Annotated in this window: 15 protein-coding genes; 7 read left to right on the plus strand and 8 right to left on the minus strand. The window is 47.9% G+C overall.

Annotation, left to right across the window (positions count from 1 at the left end; translation table 11 throughout):
• Positions 1-67: 67 nt before the first annotated feature.
• From T360_RS0112015 to T360_RS0112025, 3 genes are read right to left on the minus strand one after another with little or no spacing between them, the layout of a single operon-like run.
• The gene (locus tag T360_RS0112015) at positions 68-1,345 is read right to left on the minus strand and encodes a hemolysin family protein (RefSeq protein ID WP_028913002.1); all 1,278 of its coding nucleotides are present in this window, start codon (positions 1,343-1,345) and stop codon (positions 68-70) included.
• Complete coding sequence (lptC, locus tag T360_RS0112020) at positions 1,342-2,004, minus strand: LPS export ABC transporter periplasmic protein LptC (protein ID WP_036929541.1); 663 nt, start codon at positions 2,002-2,004, stop codon at positions 1,342-1,344. The genes T360_RS0112015 and lptC overlap by 4 nt, the downstream gene beginning before the upstream one ends.
• On the minus strand, positions 1,977-3,251 hold the full coding sequence (locus T360_RS0112025) for a hypothetical protein (protein WP_028913004.1): 1,275 nt from the start codon (positions 3,249-3,251) through the stop codon (positions 1,977-1,979). The genes lptC and T360_RS0112025 overlap by 28 nt, the downstream gene beginning before the upstream one ends.
• Before the next feature lie 118 nt (positions 3,252-3,369).
• On the opposite strand from T360_RS0112025, the gene T360_RS0112030 reads away from it, so the two are divergent.
• The 6 genes from T360_RS0112030 (at position 3,370) to T360_RS0112055 (ending at position 13,569) form a co-directional block, all read left to right on the plus strand.
• A complete protein-coding gene (locus T360_RS0112030) occupies positions 3,370-4,551 on the plus strand; it encodes a DUF4105 domain-containing protein (RefSeq protein ID WP_051523557.1) in 1,182 nt (393 codons plus the stop codon).
• Positions 4,548-5,708, plus strand: coding sequence for a hypothetical protein (locus tag T360_RS0112035; RefSeq protein ID WP_028913006.1), 1,161 nt, complete (start codon positions 4,548-4,550; stop codon positions 5,706-5,708). The genes T360_RS0112030 and T360_RS0112035 overlap by 4 nt, the downstream gene beginning before the upstream one ends.
• Before the next feature lie 96 nt (positions 5,709-5,804).
• Entirely contained in the window at positions 5,805-9,194 is a 3,390-nt protein-coding gene (gene secA / locus T360_RS0112040; RefSeq protein ID WP_028913007.1) for a preprotein translocase subunit SecA, read from the plus strand.
• Positions 9,195-9,224: 30 nt separating this feature from the next.
• Positions 9,225-9,926 carry an ABC transporter ATP-binding protein gene (locus tag T360_RS0112045; RefSeq protein ID WP_028913008.1) on the plus strand — a complete coding sequence of 234 codons (702 nt, stop codon included), beginning with the start codon at positions 9,225-9,227 and terminating at the stop codon, positions 9,924-9,926.
• A 96-nt stretch (positions 9,927-10,022) separates the two neighbouring features.
• Positions 10,023-12,431, plus strand: a complete 2,409-nt coding sequence (feoB, locus tag T360_RS0112050; RefSeq protein WP_028913009.1) for a ferrous iron transport protein B — start codon at positions 10,023-10,025, stop codon at positions 12,429-12,431.
• 67 nt (positions 12,432-12,498) lie between these two features.
• The gene (locus T360_RS0112055; protein WP_028913010.1) at positions 12,499-13,569 is read left to right on the plus strand and encodes a glycoside hydrolase family 43 protein; all 1,071 of its coding nucleotides are present in this window, start codon (positions 12,499-12,501) and stop codon (positions 13,567-13,569) included.
• Between the two features lie 11 nt (positions 13,570-13,580).
• On the opposite strand, the gene T360_RS0112060 is transcribed toward T360_RS0112055, so the two are convergent.
• From T360_RS0112060 to T360_RS0112080, 5 genes are read right to left on the minus strand one after another with little or no spacing between them, the layout of a single operon-like run.
• The gene (locus T360_RS0112060; protein WP_028913011.1) at positions 13,581-14,168 is read right to left on the minus strand and encodes an AbgT family transporter; all 588 of its coding nucleotides are present in this window, start codon (positions 14,166-14,168) and stop codon (positions 13,581-13,583) included.
• Complete coding sequence (locus tag T360_RS0112065; RefSeq protein WP_028913012.1) at positions 14,158-14,877, minus strand: DUF5932 domain-containing protein; 720 nt, start codon at positions 14,875-14,877, stop codon at positions 14,158-14,160. The genes T360_RS0112060 and T360_RS0112065 overlap by 11 nt, the downstream gene beginning before the upstream one ends.
• Complete coding sequence (locus tag T360_RS0112070; RefSeq protein WP_028913013.1) at positions 14,859-18,038, minus strand: DUF5112 domain-containing protein; 3,180 nt, start codon at positions 18,036-18,038, stop codon at positions 14,859-14,861. The genes T360_RS0112065 and T360_RS0112070 overlap by 19 nt, the downstream gene beginning before the upstream one ends.
• A 56-nt stretch (positions 18,039-18,094) precedes the next feature.
• Complete coding sequence (locus tag T360_RS0112075; RefSeq protein WP_028913014.1) at positions 18,095-18,763, minus strand: bifunctional 4-hydroxy-2-oxoglutarate aldolase/2-dehydro-3-deoxy-phosphogluconate aldolase; 669 nt, start codon at positions 18,761-18,763, stop codon at positions 18,095-18,097.
• Between the two features lie 56 nt (positions 18,764-18,819).
• Positions 18,820-19,842, minus strand: coding sequence for a sugar kinase (locus tag T360_RS0112080; protein ID WP_028913015.1), 1,023 nt, complete (start codon positions 19,840-19,842; stop codon positions 18,820-18,822).
• A gap of 201 nt (positions 19,843-20,043) precedes the next feature.
• On the opposite strand from T360_RS0112080, the gene T360_RS0112085 reads away from it, so the two are divergent.
• A complete protein-coding gene (locus tag T360_RS0112085; protein WP_028913016.1) occupies positions 20,044-21,111 on the plus strand; it encodes a LacI family DNA-binding transcriptional regulator in 1,068 nt (355 codons plus the stop codon).
• The last annotated feature ends 24 nt before the right edge of the window (positions 21,112-21,135 follow it).

Consider the following 21,135-nt stretch of genomic DNA (forward strand, 5'->3'; position numbering starts at 1 on the left):
TTCATAAAACGGGTGCAAAATTAATAAATTTGTTCGAAACGACCTAATTTTTTCCTATAAATTTTGGCTATTCGGCAATGTTTAATCGCACCAACTCTATTTTTGTTGCTGTATTCTTGATGATTTTAAACTCATAGCGCCCCATCTTTACGACCTCGTTGAGTTTTGGAAACGACTGGTAGTAGTTCAGAATCAGACCGCCAAGGGTCATATATTCGTCACTTTCGGGCAGATCGAGATCGAACATCTCGTTGATCTTGGCTATCTCCAGGCGCGCAGCCAGCATATACTCATGATCGGAGAGTTGCTTGGCCACGTGGTTGGTGTTGTCGTGCTCGTCTTCTATCTCACCGGTTATCTCTTCCATGATGTCCTCGAGCGACACCAGACCGCTGGTACCGCCAAACTCATCCACCACCACGGCCAGCGAGCGCTTCTGTTGCATCAGCTGGGCCATCAGCTTCGATGCCAGCATCGTCTCAGGCACGAATGATATCTCACGAACCAATTGGCAATTGATAATGGATAATTGATAATTGTTTTTGTCAAGACGGAACATGTCGCTAGAGTGCACATAGCCGATGATATGGTCGATATCTTCGTGATAGACTACTATTTTGCTGTGGCCGCTCTCGATAAACACCTGGCGCAGCTGCTCTACACTGGCTGTATCCTCCACTGCGTCGATCTCTGTGCGAGGCACCATGCAGTCGCGAATCTTGGTCTCCGAGAAGTCGAGCGCATTCTGGAAAATCTTTACTTCTTCCTCAATATCCTCTTCATTATTAGCATTGTCGATACTGGTTTGCACCAGGTAATCAAGATCTACCTTCGTAAACTCTTTTTCCTCGCCCGCATTCTTCATGCGTATGCCTGCTAGGCGCAGCAGACCCTTCGACAAGAGCGTGGCAAAGCGCGATATGGGATAAAGCACCACATAGCAGATCCATGCTGGCACGGCAAACACCGTGAGCAGCGTGTTGGGATTGTTCTTAAAAATGGATTTGGGTAGAAACTCGCCTGTAAACAGTACCACGAGTGTGGATAGCAGCGTGTCGGCCGTCACCCTCACCCCGTCGCTAAAGAGGGCAAACAGTGTGCCGTCGAACAGTTGGGCAAACAGGATACCATAGATGACCAATGAGATATTGTTGCCCACAAGCATCGTGGATACAAAGTTGTTGGGATGCTGATAGAACTCATGGATGATGCGCTGAGAGAAGTGGTTCTTCTCGCGATCCATCTCGGCCCAGAGGCGGTTGGACGACACAAAGGCTATCTCCATGCCCGAAAAAAAAGCCGAGAACAGCATCGAAACCAGCAGCCACACTATCAGCATTGTCATCTTCCGTTCCTCCTATGTTTCTGCAGTTGTGGGCGCAAGTTGGGCTGTACTTGGGCGGTGTCGGGCTTCTGGGTGCTGGCAGTGTCGGTCTGCTCGCCAGTCACATCCTCCTTCGTGAAGGAGCCCTTCGAGTTACTTACTGTATAGTGAGTCATGCGTTCGTCCGACAGGAAGTAGGTGCCTTCCATGCTGCGTTCGGGTGTTGTCACGCGCGAGAAAACATTCGAGTAGAGTTCGTGTTTCATGCCGTCCCAAAATAACTCTTCGCTCTCATACAGCAAACCGTTGATATTACGTATGCGTACGCGGCCACGCAAGTGCCAGAGTTTCTTCTGGTCGTAATACATGGCAGAGTCAGCCTGGATATAGGCCTCTACGTGGAATTTCTCGTCGAACTGCTCGAAGAACACGCCCTTGTCGAACTTCCAGTATGAGGGGTTCTTCACCGTGTTCACATCCCAGCGCTCAGTCACAATCTTGTACTTGATGACACCGCTGTCACTGATCAGCGTATTGACACCATACGACGTCATCACCGACACCGAGTCGCGGTCATGGATAGCCGCAGCTGTATGCTCCTGTACCTCGCTACAACTGCCCAGAACCAGCGCTGCCGCAGCAGCTATGACTATTAATCTACCTTCCACTTTGCGAACCATCTCTCGTTGAATGTCAGACCGATGTTCAGGCGGAACATCGTTTCTTTTATCATATTATCGGCTTTGCGGTTCACAATCTGTCCGCTGATGTTCAGTATCGAACGGCCGTTATAACTGTTCATGATGGGGATACCGAAACCAATGCTGGCCGACAGCTCCTTAGGACCGTCCTGACCGTTTATTTTATAATAAGGTGTAGCCATACCCACACCGGCACGATAGCGCACGCGCTGCAGGAACTTACGTCCTATAGGACGTGGCGTCCACTCGGCACCGAGGTTCAGGCGGTAATTATCCTTGAGTAGGCCCGACTTCATGGTGTACTGGCTGCCGTCGTAGTCAGGCATATCCACACTACCCCACTTCTGCATTGTCAGGTCGGCACCCACGCGCAGATTGTCGGCATGATTATAGGCCAAACCGAAACCATAGCTCGTGGCCAGCTTCAAACCGTCTTTCACGGTATAGGTAGTGGTGTCGGCCTTGCTGATGGTAGAGTTGGTATTGATGATAGAGCAAGTTGGGTCGGCCTTGAGCGAATGACCCAGGCTCCAAGTGGCACCCAGTGTCAGCTGGTCCAACTTGTTCAGTGGCAATGCCAGCTGCATACCCAGATCAAACTTGTAGCTACTGATATCTACCTTATATTCTTTAGAAAGCGAGTTGATACCCGACGAACTGGCGGTAGTGATACTGCGATTGTAGTCGCCCCAGAAATAAGAGATGTTGGCGCCAATGCTCAGTGGCTTCAGCAGGCGAATACCTGTACCGAGGTAAAGCTGGTGAATACCGCCATCACCCTTGTAGGTGGTTTGCATGGCAGTCTGACTGTCAGAGAGCATCTCTGTGCTGTTGTAGTTATAGCCAATGTTGGAGTAAGGCAGCACGCCAAACGAGATACCTACACCCTTGAAAGCACGAAACAGGGCAACTACGTAGTCGAATCCACCACTCTTGCCATTCAGTTTTGTGCCGTTCTCATTATAGTTGGTTATCTGCCCAGACAAACCGGCATCAAACAGCATCGTCAACGAATCCACCGAAGAATAAGAAGCTGGGTTCATGGGGTTCACTTCGTTGCCACGGCGCATGGCCAGGCCAACGCCGTTCATGCCTTTATTAAAACCTACACTCTGGTCTGTCAAATCACCTAAGCCAAACTGGCTGTAGGGAGAATTAGTGTTGCTCTGAGCAAAAGCCGAGGTCGTCATGGTTGCTAAGACGAAACTGGCGAGAATTTTATTCATATTTTATCTTTTAATTCAGTTGAAAAACATTTCAGCGTGCAAAATTATCAAAAAAAATCGAAGAAATGGCTTTTTCTTCGAAAATATAAGTTATTTTTGCATCGTGAAACATTTGAAAATGAAAATTAATAGCCTGCTAACCACAGCTATCCTGCTGAGTTTCAGCTATATAACGCCAATTTGTGCGCAATCGGAGGTAAATGCCGGGAATAGCGCTTTTGTGACTGTTGAGTCGAATATCGATCCGATGGACTCTGTTGAAGTGAGTTTGCTGACGTGTTCGCCCCACGAGGAGATATATAGTCTCTACGGTCATGCAGCTATTCGTTGGCATGAGGGTGATACCGACTTGGTGTTCAACTGGGGCATGTTCAGTTTCGGAAAACCCTACTTTGTGTTGCGATTCGTATTCGGACTCACCGACTACGAACTGGGTGTCTACCCCTTTGACCACTTCTGGCCATACTACGAGAAATGGGGCAGCAGCATTACCGAGCAGGTGCTCAATCTTACGAATGATGAAAAGCGCAAGCTGCAGCAGTTGCTGACTGAGAATATGCGTCCGGAGAACCGTGTATATCGCTATAATTTCTTTTATGACAACTGTTCTACCAAACCTAGAGATATTATAGAGCAATGTATTGACGGACAGGTGATTTATGAAGACCGGAAAGACTTCTGTCCAACCTTCCGCGAGATGGTGCGCGAGTGTAATCGTAATCATCAGTGGTCGAAGTTTGGTAACGATATGCTGCTGGGTGTAAAGGCCGACCTAGCTACCACCCGCGAGGAACAGGAATTCCTGCCCATGAACCTGATGGTGAACGTGGCTCATGCGCAAATCGTGAAGGATGGAAAATCCCGTCCACTGGTATTGGCTGAGCGCCAGGTGGTCCAGCCAGGCGTGCAGCTGATAGAACCAGATTTTTTTCTGTCGCCCACCCAGATGGCTGTTCTGCTACTGATTATCTCTGTCATTATCGCACTATATGAGTGGAAAGGCTCACGCGTAGTGAAATGGTGGGATGTGCTGCTGATGACATTGCAGGGACTGGCAGGTGTGATGCTCACGGTGATGATATTCTCGCAGCACCCCACTACATCGCTCAATCTGAATCTGCTGCTGTTTAACCCTATTCCGCTACTTTTTATCCCCGCAGTGATAAAAGGTAAGCGCAGTCTATGGAATAAGGTGCACCTGATGATGATCGTACTCTATGGTCTGGGTGGCATACTTCAGAGTTATCCTGAGGGTATGTGGATTGTGGCATTATGTTTGCTGTTACGTTGCAGAAAATGAAGAATAGATATCTATACGTCACGCTACTTGCCATGCTGGCACTCAGCATGCAGGCACAGCAGAAGGGAAACCAAACGCGACTGGTGGTGAATATCACCATCGATCAGTTGCGTGATAGCTATCCTGTGCTCTTTGACGATGGATTAATCTGTGAACAGGGTTTCTATCCCGACAATCAGGCAGACCTTTCATCTGTCATTTCGTCAGTTGTCACTGGCACTTCACCATTTTATCACACCATCACTGCTGATAAGTGGATCGACCGCCACTCGTTGCAGCCTGTAGCTGCTATGCCTAGTGACATCGCCGTTTCAACGCTCTCCGATGAGTTGAAAATGGCTACTCAAGGATTGGGTAAGGTGTGTGCAGTAGCAGCTGAAAAAACAGTTGCTGAACTGCTGTCAGCCCATAATGTGGATCGCTTGGTCTGGCAGGATGATAAGCGAAAGAAATGGGATGCTACAAATCTGACAGCCAAGGCTTTGCAGCTGATAGTTGAAGAAAGACTTGGGTATGATTCTGTCCCCGATTTGCTGTATTTGCAGTATGAGAAAAGCGACTATCATTCGGCGCTCACACAACTCGTAACTGAGGTGCAGCGACTAGTGGGCAGAGAGCATGCACTCTTTGTACTCACATCATCTGGTTATACCGAGCAAGACACGGCTGATTATGCTCGCTATAACGTACCTACAGGTGTGTATTACACCAACCGTACTGCCAACCTGCTGAACATGTACTTAGGAGCCCTGTGGGGGCAAGGTAAGTATGTTGAAGGTATCTATCGCAATCAGTTGTATCTGAACCATCAGTTGCTCGAACAGAAGCGTATCGCACTCTCTGAGGCCGCACAGAAGGCACAGGATTTCCTGTTGCAGATCACTGGTGTGAAAAAGGTGCACACCCATCTCTATGAGACCCACATGGGCGACCTCGTGGTGGAGCTCAATCCAGGGTGGCAGATGCAGAACGACGATACTCACGAGCAAATCAAAACCAAACAGCCTCTAGCTTATTTCCCCATCATATTCTACGGTGCCCAAGTGCCTGCAGGGAAGGTGCTTACACCGGTTAGCATCGAGCGTATTGCGCCCACAATTTCTAAGGCAATACGTATCCGTGCGCCAAATGCTTGTATGGCTACACCGCTTTTTTAACGAAAAGCCTTGGCTGTTACAATTATTTTTTGTAACTTTGCCGCCGTTTTAACAATCGTCATACATCAACAATAAGTAAAAAAATAAAATTAAGATATGAATTTCAACAAACTTTTGAAGTCGCTGTTTGGTGACAAATCCAGCCGCGACATGAAACTTATCCAGCCCCTCGTAGAACAGGTGAAGGCCGTATATCCCGAGGTTCAGAAGTTGGATAACGATGCTCTGCGTCAGCGCACAAAAACATTGCAGCAACAGATTCAGGATTCTGCCAAAGAGCAGAAAGCTCGTGTCGAGGAGTTAAAAGCCACCATCGAAAATACGCCAATTGATGAGCGTGCCGACGTGTTTGCACAGATTGACAAACTCGAGAAGGATGTGCTTGAGATCTATGAGGACGCTCTCAACAACGTGATGCCCGAGGTGTTCGCTATCGTCAAGGAAACAGCCCGTCGCTTCGCTGAGAATGAAGAGACAGTGGTTACTGCTACCGACTTCGACCGCGAGCTGGCTGGCAATCCTAAGAACGACTTCATCACTATCGATGGCGACAAGGCTATCTATCACAACCACTGGACTGCTGGTGGTAACGATCTGAAGTGGGAAATGGTGCACTACGATGTGCAGCTCTTCGGTGGTGTAGTTCTCCATCAAGGAAAGATTGCTGAGATGGCTACTGGTGAGGGTAAGACACTCGTGGCTACACTCCCTGTATTCCTCAATGCTTTGACAGGAAACGGTGTTCACGTGGTTACCGTCAATGACTATCTGGCCAAGCGTGACTCTGAGTGGATGGGACCTCTCTATATGTTCCATGGCTTGAGCGTGGATTGTATCGACAAGCATCAGCCTAACTCGGCTGCCCGTCGCAAAGCATATCAGGCAGATATCACATTCGGAACCAATAATGAGTTCGGTTTCGACTACCTGCGCGATAATATGGCTACATCGCCTGCCGACCTTGTGCAGCGCGCACACAACTACGCCATCGTCGATGAGGTTGACTCAGTATTGATCGACGATGCTCGTACTCCACTTATCATTTCTGGTCCTATCCCCAAGGGCGACGACCAGATGTTCGAGGAGTATCAGCCACTGGTAGAAAAACTGGTGGGTGTGCAGCGACAGTTGGCTACACAGTATCTGGCAGAGGCTAAGTCGTTGATTGCCGAAGGTAATAAGCTAATTGAGGCTGGTAAGAAGAATGAGGGTCAGGAGAAACTTGATGTTGGTTTCCTGTCGCTCTATCGTTCACATAAGGCCATGCCAAAGAACAAGCCACTCATCAAATATCTCTCTGAAGAGGGTATCAAGGCCGGTATGCAGAATACTGAGAATATCTACATGGAGAACAACAACCGCCGCATGCCTGAGTGTGTGGAGCCACTGTACTTCGTGGTAGATGAAAAAATGAACTCATGCGACCTCACCGACAAGGGTACTGCCTGGTTGGCTAAGGAGGTTAACGACAACGAGCTGTTTGTGCTGCCCGATATCACTACCGAGCTGTCGGCACTCGAGGCTGAGGCAGGACTTAGCGATCAGGAGCGTCTGGATAAGAAAGACGAGCTGATGAGCCACTACGCTGTGCAGAGTGAGCGTGTGCACACACTGCAGCAGTTGCTCAAAGCTTACTGCATGTTTAATAAGGACGACGAGTATGTGGTTATCGATGGCGAAGTGAAGATCGTAGACGAGCAGACCGGACGTATCATGGAGGGCCGCCGCTGGAGCGACGGACTGCACCAAGCTGTTGAGGCCAAAGAGCACGTGAAGGTAGAGGCTGCCACACAGACTTTCGCTACCATCACCCTGCAGAACTACTTCCGTATGTATCACAAGCTCTCAGGTATGACCGGTACCGCTTCTACCGAGGCTGGTGAGTTCTGGGATATCTATAAACTCGACGTAGTGGAGATTCCTACCAACCGCCCCGTACAACGTAACGACCAGGATGACCGCGTGTATAAGACTGCTCGCGAGAAGTATAAGGCCGTGATCGACGAAGTAGTAAAGATGCGTAATCAGGGACGTCCAACACTGATTGGTACCACATCGGTAGAGATTTCTGAGTTGCTCAGCCGTATGCTCGATATGTATGTGAACCCCGAGACGGGTAAGCGCGAGGGTATTCCCCACCAGGTGTTGAACGCTAAGTTGCACCAAAAGGAGGCCGACATCGTGGCACTGGCCGGACAGAGCACCAACGGTAAGGGTGCTGTGACCATCGCTACTAACATGGCTGGTCGTGGTACCGATATCAAGCTCTCGCCTGAGGTAAAGGCCGCTGGCGGTCTCGCCATCATCGGTACAGAGCGTCATGAGAGCCGTCGTGTCGATCGTCAGCTCCGTGGTCGTGCCGGTCGTCAGGGTGACCCAGGTTCTTCTGTATTCTACGTATCGCTCGAGGATAAGCTGATGCGTCTGTTCGCATCTGAGCGTATCGCCTCTGTCATGGACCGTCTGGGCTTCAAGGAGGGTGAGATGATTGAGAGTCCTATGATCTCAAAGAGCATCGAGCGTGCTCAGAAGAAGGTTGAAGAGAACAACTTCGGTATCCGTAAGCGTCTGATCGAATACGATGATGTGATGAACAAGCAGCGTACCGTTATCTACGAGAAGCGTCGCCACGCTCTTATGGGTGAGCGTATTGGTATGGATATCGCCAACATCATCTGGGACCGCGTAGTGAATATCATCGAAAATGCTACCGACTTCCAGGGTTGTAAGGAGGAATTCCTGCATATCCTTTCAATGGATGTGCCTTTCAGCGAAGACGAGTTTGCAAACCAGGCCCGTGAGGAGCTCTATGAGAATGCTTTCCAGGCTGCTATCGCCAACTTCAACCGCCGTACTGAGCGCATTCAGACTGTGGCTATGCCCGTCATCAAGCAGGTGTATGAAACTCAGGGACAGATCTATGAGCGCATCATGGTGCCCATCACCGACGGTCGCCGTATGTTCAACATACCATGCAACTTGAAGGAGGCTTACGAGAGTGAGGGTAAAAGCATCGTGAAGGAGTTTGAAAAGAGTATCCTTCTGCATATCATCGACGATTCATGGAAGGAGAACCTCCGCCAGCTCGACGAACTGAAGCACTCTGTACAGAACGCCAGCTACGAGCAGAAAGACCCATTGCTCATCTTCAAACTCGAATCAGCTAAGGTTTGGGACGAGATGATCAACGATATGTACAACCGCATCTGCTCTATCCTTACACGCAGTCAGATTCCTGAGATTCAGCAGCAGGAAGTGCATGAGGCCGCTCCAGAGCAGCACACTCAGCGCCAGCAGTATGTTGAGAGCAAGCAGGAAGTTGAACAGCTGGTGGACAGAAATCAGCAGGCAGCTGCACAGCAGGATACACGCGCACAGCAGCCCAATGAGCCTATCGTCAAGGATAAGTTGCCCGGACGCAATGATCCATGTCCATGCGGCTCTGGTAAGAAGTTCAAAAACTGCCACGGAAAGGGAATTGTGTAGTTAAGAGTTCATAGTTAAGAATTAAGAGTTATGATAACCATAAGCAATTTGAAGAAGGCGTTCGGCAGCACTGTTGCCTGCGACATTGAAAAGTTTCAGGTAAATGATGGCGAGATCCTCGGACTCGTTGGTAATAACGGTGCTGGTAAGACCACACTCTTCCGCATGCTGCTCGACCTGCTGAAACCCGATGAAGGTGAAGTGGCACTCGATGGCATCAGCCCCGCCCTGAGCGAGAAATGGAAGAATACAACAGGCGCGTTTATTGACGAGGGATTCCTCATTGATTTCTTGACGCCTGAAGAGTATTTCTCATTTATCGGAAAAATTACCGATATGACCCAGGAGCAGGTGGACGACCGCCTCAAGCAGTTTGAACGCCTGGCGGCTGGTGAGATATTCGGACAGAAGAAGTTGATTCGCAACCTCTCGGCAGGTAATAAGCAGAAGGTTGGTATCATCTCTGCCCTCTTCAATAGCCCAAAACTGGTGATTCTCGATGAACCATTCAATTTTCTCGATCCTTCGAGTCAGAACACATTGAAACACGTGCTCACAGAATATGCACAGCAGACGGGCGCTACTATCTTGGTTTCAAGTCATAACTTGGCACACACTATCGACATCTCTACGCGCATTGCGCTTCTGGAAAAAGGCCGTATCGTACGTGATCTGCCTAATGCCGACGGGAGTGCACGTGCTGAACTAGAGAATTACTTTGAGACTGAATAACCTATCATTATTTTTAGGTATTTTAAGAAACTTGCGACTCGATGCAACCGAGTTGCAAGTTTTTTTTCGTATCTTTGCACTCAAAATAAATAAGGTATGAAACTGTCGGAACTGAAAACAGGTGATAAAGGTATTATAGTAAAGGTGCTGGGGCACGGCGGATTCCGTAAACGCATCATCGAAATGGGTTTTATTCGTGGACAAGAAGTTGAGGTATTGCTTAATGCGCCTTTGCAAGACCCCGTGAAATATAAGCTGATGGGTTACGAAGTGAGTCTGCGTCACCAGGAAGCCGACAATATCGAGGTGGTATCGGTTGATACCCCATTGGAAGAAACAACTTTTAATCTGGCTACTGACAAGAATCGCCACGAGGACGACTATATTCATCACGAGGCTATGAAGGAGCGTCGTACCATCAACGTTGCGTTGGTGGGAAACCCCAACTGTGGTAAGACCTCACTCTTCAACTATGCATCGGGTGCCCATGGACATGTGGGTAATTACAGCGGTGTGACTGTGGATGCTACCGAGGCACATGCATCCATGTTTGGCTACGAGTTCAACCTCACCGACCTGCCCGGCACGTATTCACTCTCGTGCTACTCGCCAGAGGAACTCTATGTGCGCGAACATCTTACAGAAAAAATGCCTGATGTAGTGATCAATGTGATTGATGCCTCTAACCTGGAGCGTAACCTCTATCTCACCACGCAGTTGGTTGATATGAACATACGCATGGTGTGCGCACTCAATATGTACGACGAGTTTGATCGTCGCGGCGACCAGATAAACCTCGACACATTGAGCACACTGTTTGGTATGCCAATGATTCCTACATCGTTTAAAAGCGGTCAGGGCGTAAAGGAACTGTTCCGTGCCGTCATCCAGGTGTACGAGGGTACCAGTAAGTTCTCACGCCACCTTCATATCAATTACGGGCATGAGATCGAGGATGGAATCTCACATATTCAGAAATACCTGAAAGCAGATGAACATATTACCCAGCACTACTCTACCCGATACCTGTCGCTGAAGCTGCTGGAGCACGATAGTCAGGTGTTGGAGTATCTGGGTAACCACATGGCTGGCGAACAGCGTATCGAGGATTTCCGCCACCTTACTACTGAGCGCGATAAGGCATCGGCTCGTGTAAAGGAAGAGACAGGAAACGACAGTGAAACGGCCATCATGGACGCCAAATACGGTTTTATAAACGGTGCGCTGAAAGAGGCCGGCTATAAAACCGGTCATAAGAAGGATACGTATAAGATGACGCATACCATCGACAATATCCTGTCGCATAAGTATTTCGGATTCCCCATCTTCTTCCTTTTGCTCTATGTGATGTTCCAGACTACCTTTACGCTGGGACAGTATCCTATGGACTGGATTGAAGCTGCTGTGGCATGGCTCGGCGATAAGATTAGCGAAGGTATGGCCGACGGACCGCTGAAGGCGATGCTTGTGGATGGTGTCATCGGCGGTGTCGGCAGTGTGATTGTATTTCTGCCTCAGATCCTGATTCTCTATTTCTTCATCTCACTGATGGAGGATTCGGGCTATATGGCGCGTGCCGCCTTTATCATGGATAAACTGATGCATAAGATGGGGCTGCACGGCAAATCGTTTATCCCACTTATCATGGGCTTTGGCTGTAATGTGCCTGCCATCATGGCTACACGTACCATCGAAAGCCGTCGCTCGCGTATCATCACCATGATGATACTGCCCTTCATGAGCTGTTCGGCACGCCTGCCTATCTATATCATGATAGCTGGCACCTTCTTCTCGCTGCAATACCGCTCATGGGTACTACTGTCGCTCTATGCCGTAGGTATTGCAGTATCGGTACTGGTCAGCAAAATCTTCTCATCGCTCGTTATCAAGGGGGAGGACACGCCATTTGTGATGGAGCTGCCACCTTATCGCTGGCCAACACCAAAAGCCATATGGCGCCACACCTGGGAGAAAGGTAAGGAATACCTTAAGAAGATGGGAGGCATCATCCTCGTTGCAAGTATTCTTGTATGGGCACTGGGCTACTTCCCACACAACGAGGAACTATCGCGCGAACAGCAGCAGGAACAGAGCTATATCGGACGTATGGGTAAGACCATTGAACCTATCTTCATGCCTCAAGGCTTCAATTGGAAGCTGGATGTATCGCTGTTGGCTGGTGCTGGTGCCAAGGAAATCGTGGCTTCTACCATCGGTGTGCTGTATAATGGTGATGATTCATTTGCCGACGACGATGCCTTCAGTGGTGATACAGAGAAATACACCCATCTGCGACAGGCGATGCTGCGCGAAGGTATCACATCGGTTGCAGCCTATGCCTACCTGATATTTGTATTGCTCTACTTCCCATGTATAGCCACTGTGGCCGCCATCAAGCACGAGACGGGCTCATGGCGCTGGGCTGGATTTGCTGCCATCTACACCACTGCTGTGGCTTGGTTGGCAAGTATGCTGGTATTCCAAATAGGCAGTTTGCTTATATAATAGTATATTTTTGGTAGTCTCGATTTTTTTTCGTATCTTTGTCGCCGATAAAACAATTTTACTAGCGATGAAGAAGATATTACATTGGTTATTGGCAGCTCTCCTGCTGGGCACATCAAGCATCAGCTATGCTCAGAAAGGAAATCTGCAGAAAGGTGATTATGGTTTCCTGTATTGTCACATGAACGATCATGGACGCGCATGGACAGCCTATGCATTAAGTCGTGACGGTTTTCATTATGAGGATCTGTTAAATGGCGATTCCATCTTCAGTGATGCCGAGCATGCACGAATCGAAGGCGCTACACGCGATGCTTATATTTGTCGTAAGCATGATGGTAAAGGCTATCTGATGGTTTGTACGGATATGAATGTTGGCGCTAGAGAGCGTCTGGGAAAGGTGGAGACATGGGATAACTATGGCATCGACCTGCTGCGCAGTGACGACCTGATACACTGGCAGTCAGTGACATTCGACTATCGTAAGGGTACACAGATATTCTCTGATCCTGATGCCCCCAGTGTGTATAAGAACTGGAGCACCATCAACCGCGTATGGGCACCACAGATAGTATGGGATGAGGATTATGTATGGCCTAACGGTAAGCGTGGCGGTTATATGGTGTATTACTCTATGCGTAACCGTGGCGAGGATAAATACGACCGCATGTACTACTCGTATGCCGACGAGACCTTTACAACACTCACTCAGCCTAAGCTGCTCTTCGACTGGGGCTATGCCACCATCGATGCTGATATCAACTGGGTTGAGGCCGACCAGAAATGGCACATGATGATTAAGAAAGAAGGTGGTAAGGCGGGATTGTTTACCGCTACAGCACCCAAGCTGACAGGTCCATGGAGCGAGCCTGTAGAGGATGATTACGTGAACTTTGAGGGTAATAAGGCCTGTGAGGGTGTGAGCGCCTTCCAGTTGCCCGGACAGAAGACCTGGGTGATTGCCTATATCGAGTATTCTTCTCACCCACGCAACTATCGTCTGTGTCTGGCAGATGAAAACATGCGCAACTTCCATTCACCTCGTAACATCGAAGGTGTGAAAGCACCTCAGCACGGTTCGTTTATGCGCCTGACAAAGAAAGAATACAAGCGCTTGGAGAAACTGCTGAAGAAATAAAAAACGAATGGCTATCCGAATACAAATCGCAATGAAGCGTAGAACTGGATGGCAAAGATGTAGATAACAATCAGGGAACAACCCTGACGTAAACCATAGGAGAGGATGTCGAGTACATCTTCTCCTTTTCTTTTGTTCCCAGAGATAATACCATAGACCACTGAGAATAAAGTTACTCCAAAGCATACGATTGGCACGAGTCCACGACTGAATGCCGAGGGGAACAGATGCCCACTGAACGACAAAAGAATAGCATGTGGCATTAGTGTAAGCATGGCTATCACTATCACATAGAGCAACAGAAATACACAGGATACACGCAGTGCCAAACGGTTGCGGAATGAGGGCTCACCCTTGGTCTTGAAGTGTGCTACTACCCCACTCTGCTGCAGGCTACCACCGGCTATCAGAACCAACAGTAGCCATGCCAGCAGTGAGTTGCCTACGATGCTGGAGAAACCGCCAAAGAACCAGCGAATACCCTCAGACGAGAGCATTGAGCGCACGCCTTCTATCCGGGCTGCTGAGAGCAACCACGACACAATGATAAGCACGCACTCGGCTACCAGCAATACCATGCACACGCGACTACTCTTCATCGGCTTCAAGATTATCGATATCTAGAATACGAAGCTCTATAGCACGTACAACCAGACGGGTGGCGTTGATACCACTGGCGCCCTCGGGGAATAGTTTCTGGATAAGTTCGTTCTGACGCTTCTCCAAGCTCTTTACACCAAATGGCATGCCTCGCAGATTAGTGATTTGTTCCTTCGTGTAACCTAATGCCAGATGGCGCAGGAAGCGCTCATCGTACTCATCTATCTCATAGTTGATCAGTGCCTCCTGTTTACCAAGTTCGCCACTGACAGCACGCTTAAAGCGCTCTACTATCTTTTCGAGAATTGGCTCATTGAACACGAGTTGCTTGCCATCCATTACAGCAGATACGTCACGGCGTGTGAGCAACTCGCCTGTCTTCAATATGATACCATCTGCACCGGCATCAAGAACATCTACCCACAGTTTCTCATTTAATATCTCACCAGTAAAAATAAGTACCTTTACGTCAGGGTGTAATTCTTTAGTATGGCGGCATATTTCTACACCTACAGTTGTAGAACCGCCCAGACCCAGGTCGAGCAGTACCAAATCAGGTTTCTGCTGCTTGATTAGGCGCCAATAGGCTTGCTCATTCTCTGCGGTTCCTATCACTTCGGCCTCGGGGATATCACTCTTGACGATACCTAAAGTGCCCTTGAGCTCTAGAGGTACGTCTTCTACTATTATCACTTTGAAGTTTTCCATACGCTTGGTAATTTTATTATCATATTTGTTGTATTGTCTTGAATAGTGGCATAAATACCGCAGCCACGGCGGTTGGTAGCCTCACCTAAGTCGCGAACAATCTGACGGCACAATAAGTAAGGTAGATGCTCCTTTGAGGGCGTAAAAAGTGCGGCAGCCTGACTTTCTGTAAGCTTGAGCTGAGGCATGGGCACGCGTACCTCAATATAACCATCATTGCTAGGCGTATATTCTGGTTGCAACTTAGCACCAGCCTGTTTGCGCAGGATGTCAAAGAGATAGCGCACTAATGTTTCATCGCCCAGAATATTGTGGTGCAAAGGCTTCAGATGCAAACGGGTGCGCTCGGTCTGGCGTAAAGCTTGCTGCGAGAGTACACCATACAACTCGCGGTAATATGTGGTTACCTCGCCCAACGAATCCATATCGCCTGTATCAAGCAGCTGCTGGATACGTGAGGGGTAATACATGGTTTCGTGTTTGAGAGCCGACAAGCAGTTGTCTAGTACCGCATTAGACACATGCAGATTGCTGTCCTCAAGCTCAGCGCGATGCAACTCGTCGTCAAGCAGCTCAAGGTCGGTTATACGCTGCTGTTCGCGTAAGAAACGATCGTATAATCGGTGACGGTAATACAGCAGGTAATAGGCGGGTACAATGGATATCAGCAGCAGTATCAGCAGAATGATGGCTATCGTCTTGTTGGTTTGCGACTGCTGCATATTGCGACAATAATCCCCCAATGTGTTATCGGCCGACATTTCTTTAAACAGCTGCGTATAGATGCGGTTATTGTAGCTGTAAAGCTGCCACTCGTGCAGTGCCAATGCCGCTACTGCACTCTCGTTACGAATATCGAGAATAATGTGATAGTTGGTGCTGAGGCTATCGTGAAACCACTTGATTTCAGGTGGCATTAGAGATGGATTTCCTATCCTGCGCATCAGGTAACGACCGCGTGGTACTTTCTGCTGGTAATGCAGGTTCAGATAGTATCTGCAGGTATCAGCAAAGCGCAGTGTATGCTCATAGTTGCCATTGATATTACTGAAATAGGCCGAATCGGAATAAATGCTGGCCATGCCAAGAGCATCGATATCAGATGGCTGTGCCAGCAGCTGCATAGGCAGCATGGATAGCAGTACGATGATGAGACGGGCTATGCCACGTGGCAGTCGGAAGAACAGGCGCGAACCCTTGCCTAAGCTGCTCGTAGCACCAATCTGACAGACTGAGAATATCTGACTGATCTTGCGATACTTTTCGATAATACCTTTACAATTGAGCAGTCCAAAGCCATGGCCTTCAACTATCTTATGGTCAAAGAGATGATCAAGCTGCTCCTGAGTCATACCCATACCTGTGTCATCTACAGATATCTCAACATAATCATCGGTCTGTGTGGTCGAGACATTCACCCTACCCCCATTATCGGTAAACTTACGGGCATTATCGGCTAAGGTGTTGAGCATAAACAGCGTCAGCACACGGTCGGCCTTTACAACGGCCTCTGTTGGTTCTACATTCAGTTCTACGCCCTTCATCTGGAATGATGTTCGTCCCTTCAATAGTACGTCAAACAATGGTTGTATTGGGAAACTCTCGATGTGCAGACTGAGTTCGCCTTGGCGTAGCTGTATCCAATACGTGAGCACATCGTTATACGCATTAATCTGATTGGTGAGCTCGCGAATGTATGTTAACCGTTCCTCACGTTTGATACTGTCTGTTTCCAGTCTTGATACCTCATGGATGATGCGATCTATAAAAGGTGTGGTGTTGCATACCAACGATACCTTGGCACGCTGCTCCAAATTACGTCGCTCATTATTCTCTACTTGAAGTAGTTTTACTGCCAGTTGTTCGTTTTTTTGCTCGAAGAGATTGTCGGGCTCATCAGGCTGTGATTTCTTCTTGTTCAGGTAATTAAACAGCCATAACGAGAAAAGTAGCAGGATAATAGCTACTATAACGAGTAGAAGCATCAGGTTGAGCTGTGTGAGCTGGCGTTCGTACTGGTAAGCACGGGCTTCGAGCTGACGGTCCTGACGGGTGGTCTCTTGCAAATCGAGATACATATTGCGATTCTCGTCGCTTTGCTGTTTGTCATCGATGGCAGCATAAGCCACACTGAGCTGTTCGCGAATGGATGCCACCAGATCGGGCGCTTGATTGATGATAGAATCAGAAAGTGCCTGCTCAAGATTGAAGAGCGCCGAACGGTAGTCGCCTATCTGACGGAAACAAGATGCCAGCGTACGATAGGCACCTGCAATCTGATACACATCGCCATAGCGCTCGAAGATGTTCAATGCATTCTCGGCCAGGAAACCTGGCAGTACCTCATCATCTACACCTAAAGGATTAATGAACTTGAATGCAGGCAGGTTGTCATCGGTAAGTTGACGACGGTAAACAGGGTCCATCAAATGCTCTGATAGCGCTTCAAGGGCATTGGCCGCAAAATAAGGATAATCGCCTTTACGAGCCGTCAGGAAACAGCGCATCAGCTTGTCAAACTCCTCTTGGTTAATCTCCTGCTGGCTGCCTTGTGTAATAATTCCGCCGGCACCGATGTTATAGAGATAGTTGAGGTATTGTGCTGTATCTCGTTGAATATCTTGGGGATCGATAGCATTGAGTGCATCAATAGACTGCTGCTCCAGACCTACATAATAATAGTAGGTGGAGTTTACAATAGCATATTCTGTTTCGGCATATAGTAACAGGCGTTCATCGCGTTCGGTAAGCTGATGACGCTCTTCGTTGATACGTTGTATGGAACGGTTGGCCATCTCACGGAACTCGTGGAAAGCTCGGTTGTTGGAACGGCGCTGACAAAGGCGCATCTGCTGTACGTAAGCTATCAGATGCTGTAGTTGGTTGTCGGTGATTTCGACAACATCGTTGAGTTGCTGCTCTGCATCATTGTAACGCATACGTACAATGTTGACAAAAGCCATATTGTTGAGAGCTTCAGCACGACCGGCTGGATAGCTGGATGCCTGCTCGTAGGCACGGCGTGCGATAGCTTCGGTAGAGTCGATGTTACGATAGTGATAGGCATAAGACTGAGAATTCAACTTGTCCACCGCTTGCCTATCAGGGCGTGTACAAGCTGAGATAAGTAAGGTTATGAGGATGAGTAGTTGATATTTCATAAATTTATGGAAAGGAAGTTAAAGGGTAATCCCTTTCACTTCCTTTAAAATTCCCTTTAACTTCTTGCCTTGGCAATGTAACCGAGTGCTTCACGGCACTTATCGGTAACATACTGCCAATCACCGGCCTTAACCTTATCGCTTGGGAAGAGTTTAGAACCCATACCTACGCAGTAAACACCGGCCTTGAACCACTTCTGCAGGTTCTCCTCTTCAGGAGCAACACCACCAGTAACCATGATCTTCGACCAAGGCATTGGAGCCTTCAGACCCTTTACCATGTTGGGACCTACTACATCGCCAGGGAATACTTTAGTGAGGTCGCAACCCAGCTCCTGAGCCTTGCCAATCTCACTTACAGTCATACAACCTGGGCAGTAAGGCACCAAACGACGGTTACATACAGGAGCAATCTCTGGATTGAACAGAGGACCTACAACGAAGCAGGCACCCAACTGAAGGTACATTGAGGCTGTTGGAGCATCAACAATTGAGCCAATACCCAAAGCTAACTCTGGGCACTCCTTGTCGGCCCACTTAACCAGCTCGCCAAATACTTCCTGAGCAAAGTCGCCACGGTTGGTAAACTCAAATGCACGAACGCCACCCTCGTAGCAGGCCTTCACTACATTCTTGCAGGTCTCAAGATCCTTATGATAGAAGACGGGTACCATACCAGTATCACCAATCTTCTTCATCACTGCTATCTTATCAAATTTTGCCATAATTATCTGATCGTTTCTTTAGTACGCTTGCTTAAGCAAGAATTGTAAATTATCAATTATCTCTGCACGCGGCCATTTGCATTACCACCAGCAAGAGCCTCTACCTCTTCAACGCTAACCAGGTTGAAGTCACCATTGATGGTGTGCTTAAGAGCTGATGCAGCAACAGCAAACTCGAGAGCCTCGCCCTGAGTAGCCTTGGTGAGAAGACCATGGATCAAACCTCCTGAGAATGAGTCGCCACCACCTACGCGGTCGATAATGGGGTTAATCTCATAACGCTTTGACTGATAGAACTCCTTACCATCATAGATAAGAGCCTTCCAACCATTGAATGTTGCGCTATAGCTTTCACGAAGTGTAGATACCACGTACTTGAAGCCAAACTCCTGCATCATCTGCTTGAAGATACCTTCGTAACCTGCTGCATCGGTCTGACCACCCTCTACGTCTGCGTCGGGCTTGAAACCAAGGCAGAGCTCAGCATCTTCCTCATTACCAATACAAACATCTACATACTTCATCAGTGGACGCATGATTGATATAGCTTTTTCGCTTGTCCACAGCTTCTTACGGAAATTCAGGTCAACAGAAACAGTTACACCATGGCGCTTAGCTGCCTCGCAAGCCAACTTTGTCAGCTCAGCTGCTTTGTCGCTGATAGCTGGGGTAATACCACTCCAGTGGAACCATGATGCACCTTTCATAATAGCATCGAAATCGAAATCTGATGGATCGGCCTCGGCGATGGATGAATGAGCACGGTCATAGATAACCTTTGATGGACGCATTGAAGCACCTGTCTCAGCATAGTAAAGACCTACACGATCGCCGCCACGAGCTACAAATTGGGTGTTAACACCATAACGACGCAGTGCATTGACTGCTATCTGTCCAATTTCGTGCTTAGGCAACTTAGATACAAAGTAAGCCTCGTGTCCATAATTGGCTACTGAGATTGCTACGTTAGCCTCACCACCACCAGGGATGATGCGGAATGATTCACTCTGAATGAAACGGTCGTTGCCCTGAGGCGAAAGGCGAAGCATAATCTCGCCCAAAGTTACAATTTTAGCCATTGCTTTGTTTGATTTTTTTGAATTATTTTCAACTTATTTTGTTCGTTTGTGAGGCAAAGATATGAAGAATTTTTGAGCCACGCAAATTTTTAGCCGGTTTTTAGGCAAAAAACTTACGGAAACGATTTCGGGGTAAATATTTCAGTCAGAAGTTTGGAGAATCGGAAAAAAATTGTACCTTTGCACAAAATATCTAAAATTATGGCAAAGGAAAATATTACGATTAAGGATATTGCCGCTAGAGCTGGTGTTTCGACTGGTACTGTAGATCGTGTGTTGCATAACCGTCCGAATGTGTCTAAAGCTGCATTAGAAAAGGTAAATAAGGCCTTGGAAGAGATGGATTATCGTCCTAACATGTATGCGTCGGCCCTGGCTTATAATAAGGAATATACTTTTTATTGTGTGCTGCCTAAGCATGAACAAGAAGCTTATTGGGATGAGATTGAAGAAGGTGCAATGGCTTGTACCGAATTTCGTAGAGATTTTGGTATAAAGTTGAAGTTTGTGTATTATGAGCGATTCAATCCGCCTGCATTCACAAAAATGGTGCGTGAATTTCTGTCAGCAAAGATTGATGGCGTGATCATTGTGCCTGCAACACTTGAGCAAACTGCTAGATTCACAGAGAAACTGATAGAGAGGAATATTCCATATGTATTGCTCGACTCATATATGCCTGACTTGAAGCCTTTGTCGTTCTTTGGGCAGGATTCGTTTGCCAGTGGCTATTTCGCTGCTAAAATGCTGATGCTGATTGCCAACAAGGAAAAAGAAATTGCACTGATGAAACAGACACGCGATGGTATTGTGGGATCAAAGCAGCAGGCCAACCGTGAAACCGGCTTCCGTCATTATATGGTAGATCACTTCCCAAAAATCAAAATTACAGAAGTTGATCTTCCCCTCGATGAGGATCATATGGAGTATGATGGTATCCTTGAGAAGTTTTTCTCAACTCACCCCAATGTGCATCATTGTATCACATTCAATTCGAAGGCACACATTGTGGGTGAGTTCTTACAGAAAAGCAATCGCCGTAATGTTCAGATTATGGGTTATGATATGGTGCCAAGAAACGAGGGATGTGTGCGCAATGGAAGTATCTCATTCCTTATCGCCCAGCACGCTTATCAACAAGGATATGCCAGTGTGGATGCGCTGTTTAACGCTATCGTTATGAAACGAGCCGTTAATCCAGTCAACTACATGCCTATTGAGATTCTGACAAAAGAAAACGTAGATTTCTATCGTAGAAAAGCATTATAAACTAAAACAAAATACTCAAACAGA

The organism is Prevotella sp. MA2016 (assembly GCF_000619825.1).
Classification (GTDB): Bacteria; Bacteroidota; Bacteroidia; order Bacteroidales; family Bacteroidaceae; genus Prevotella.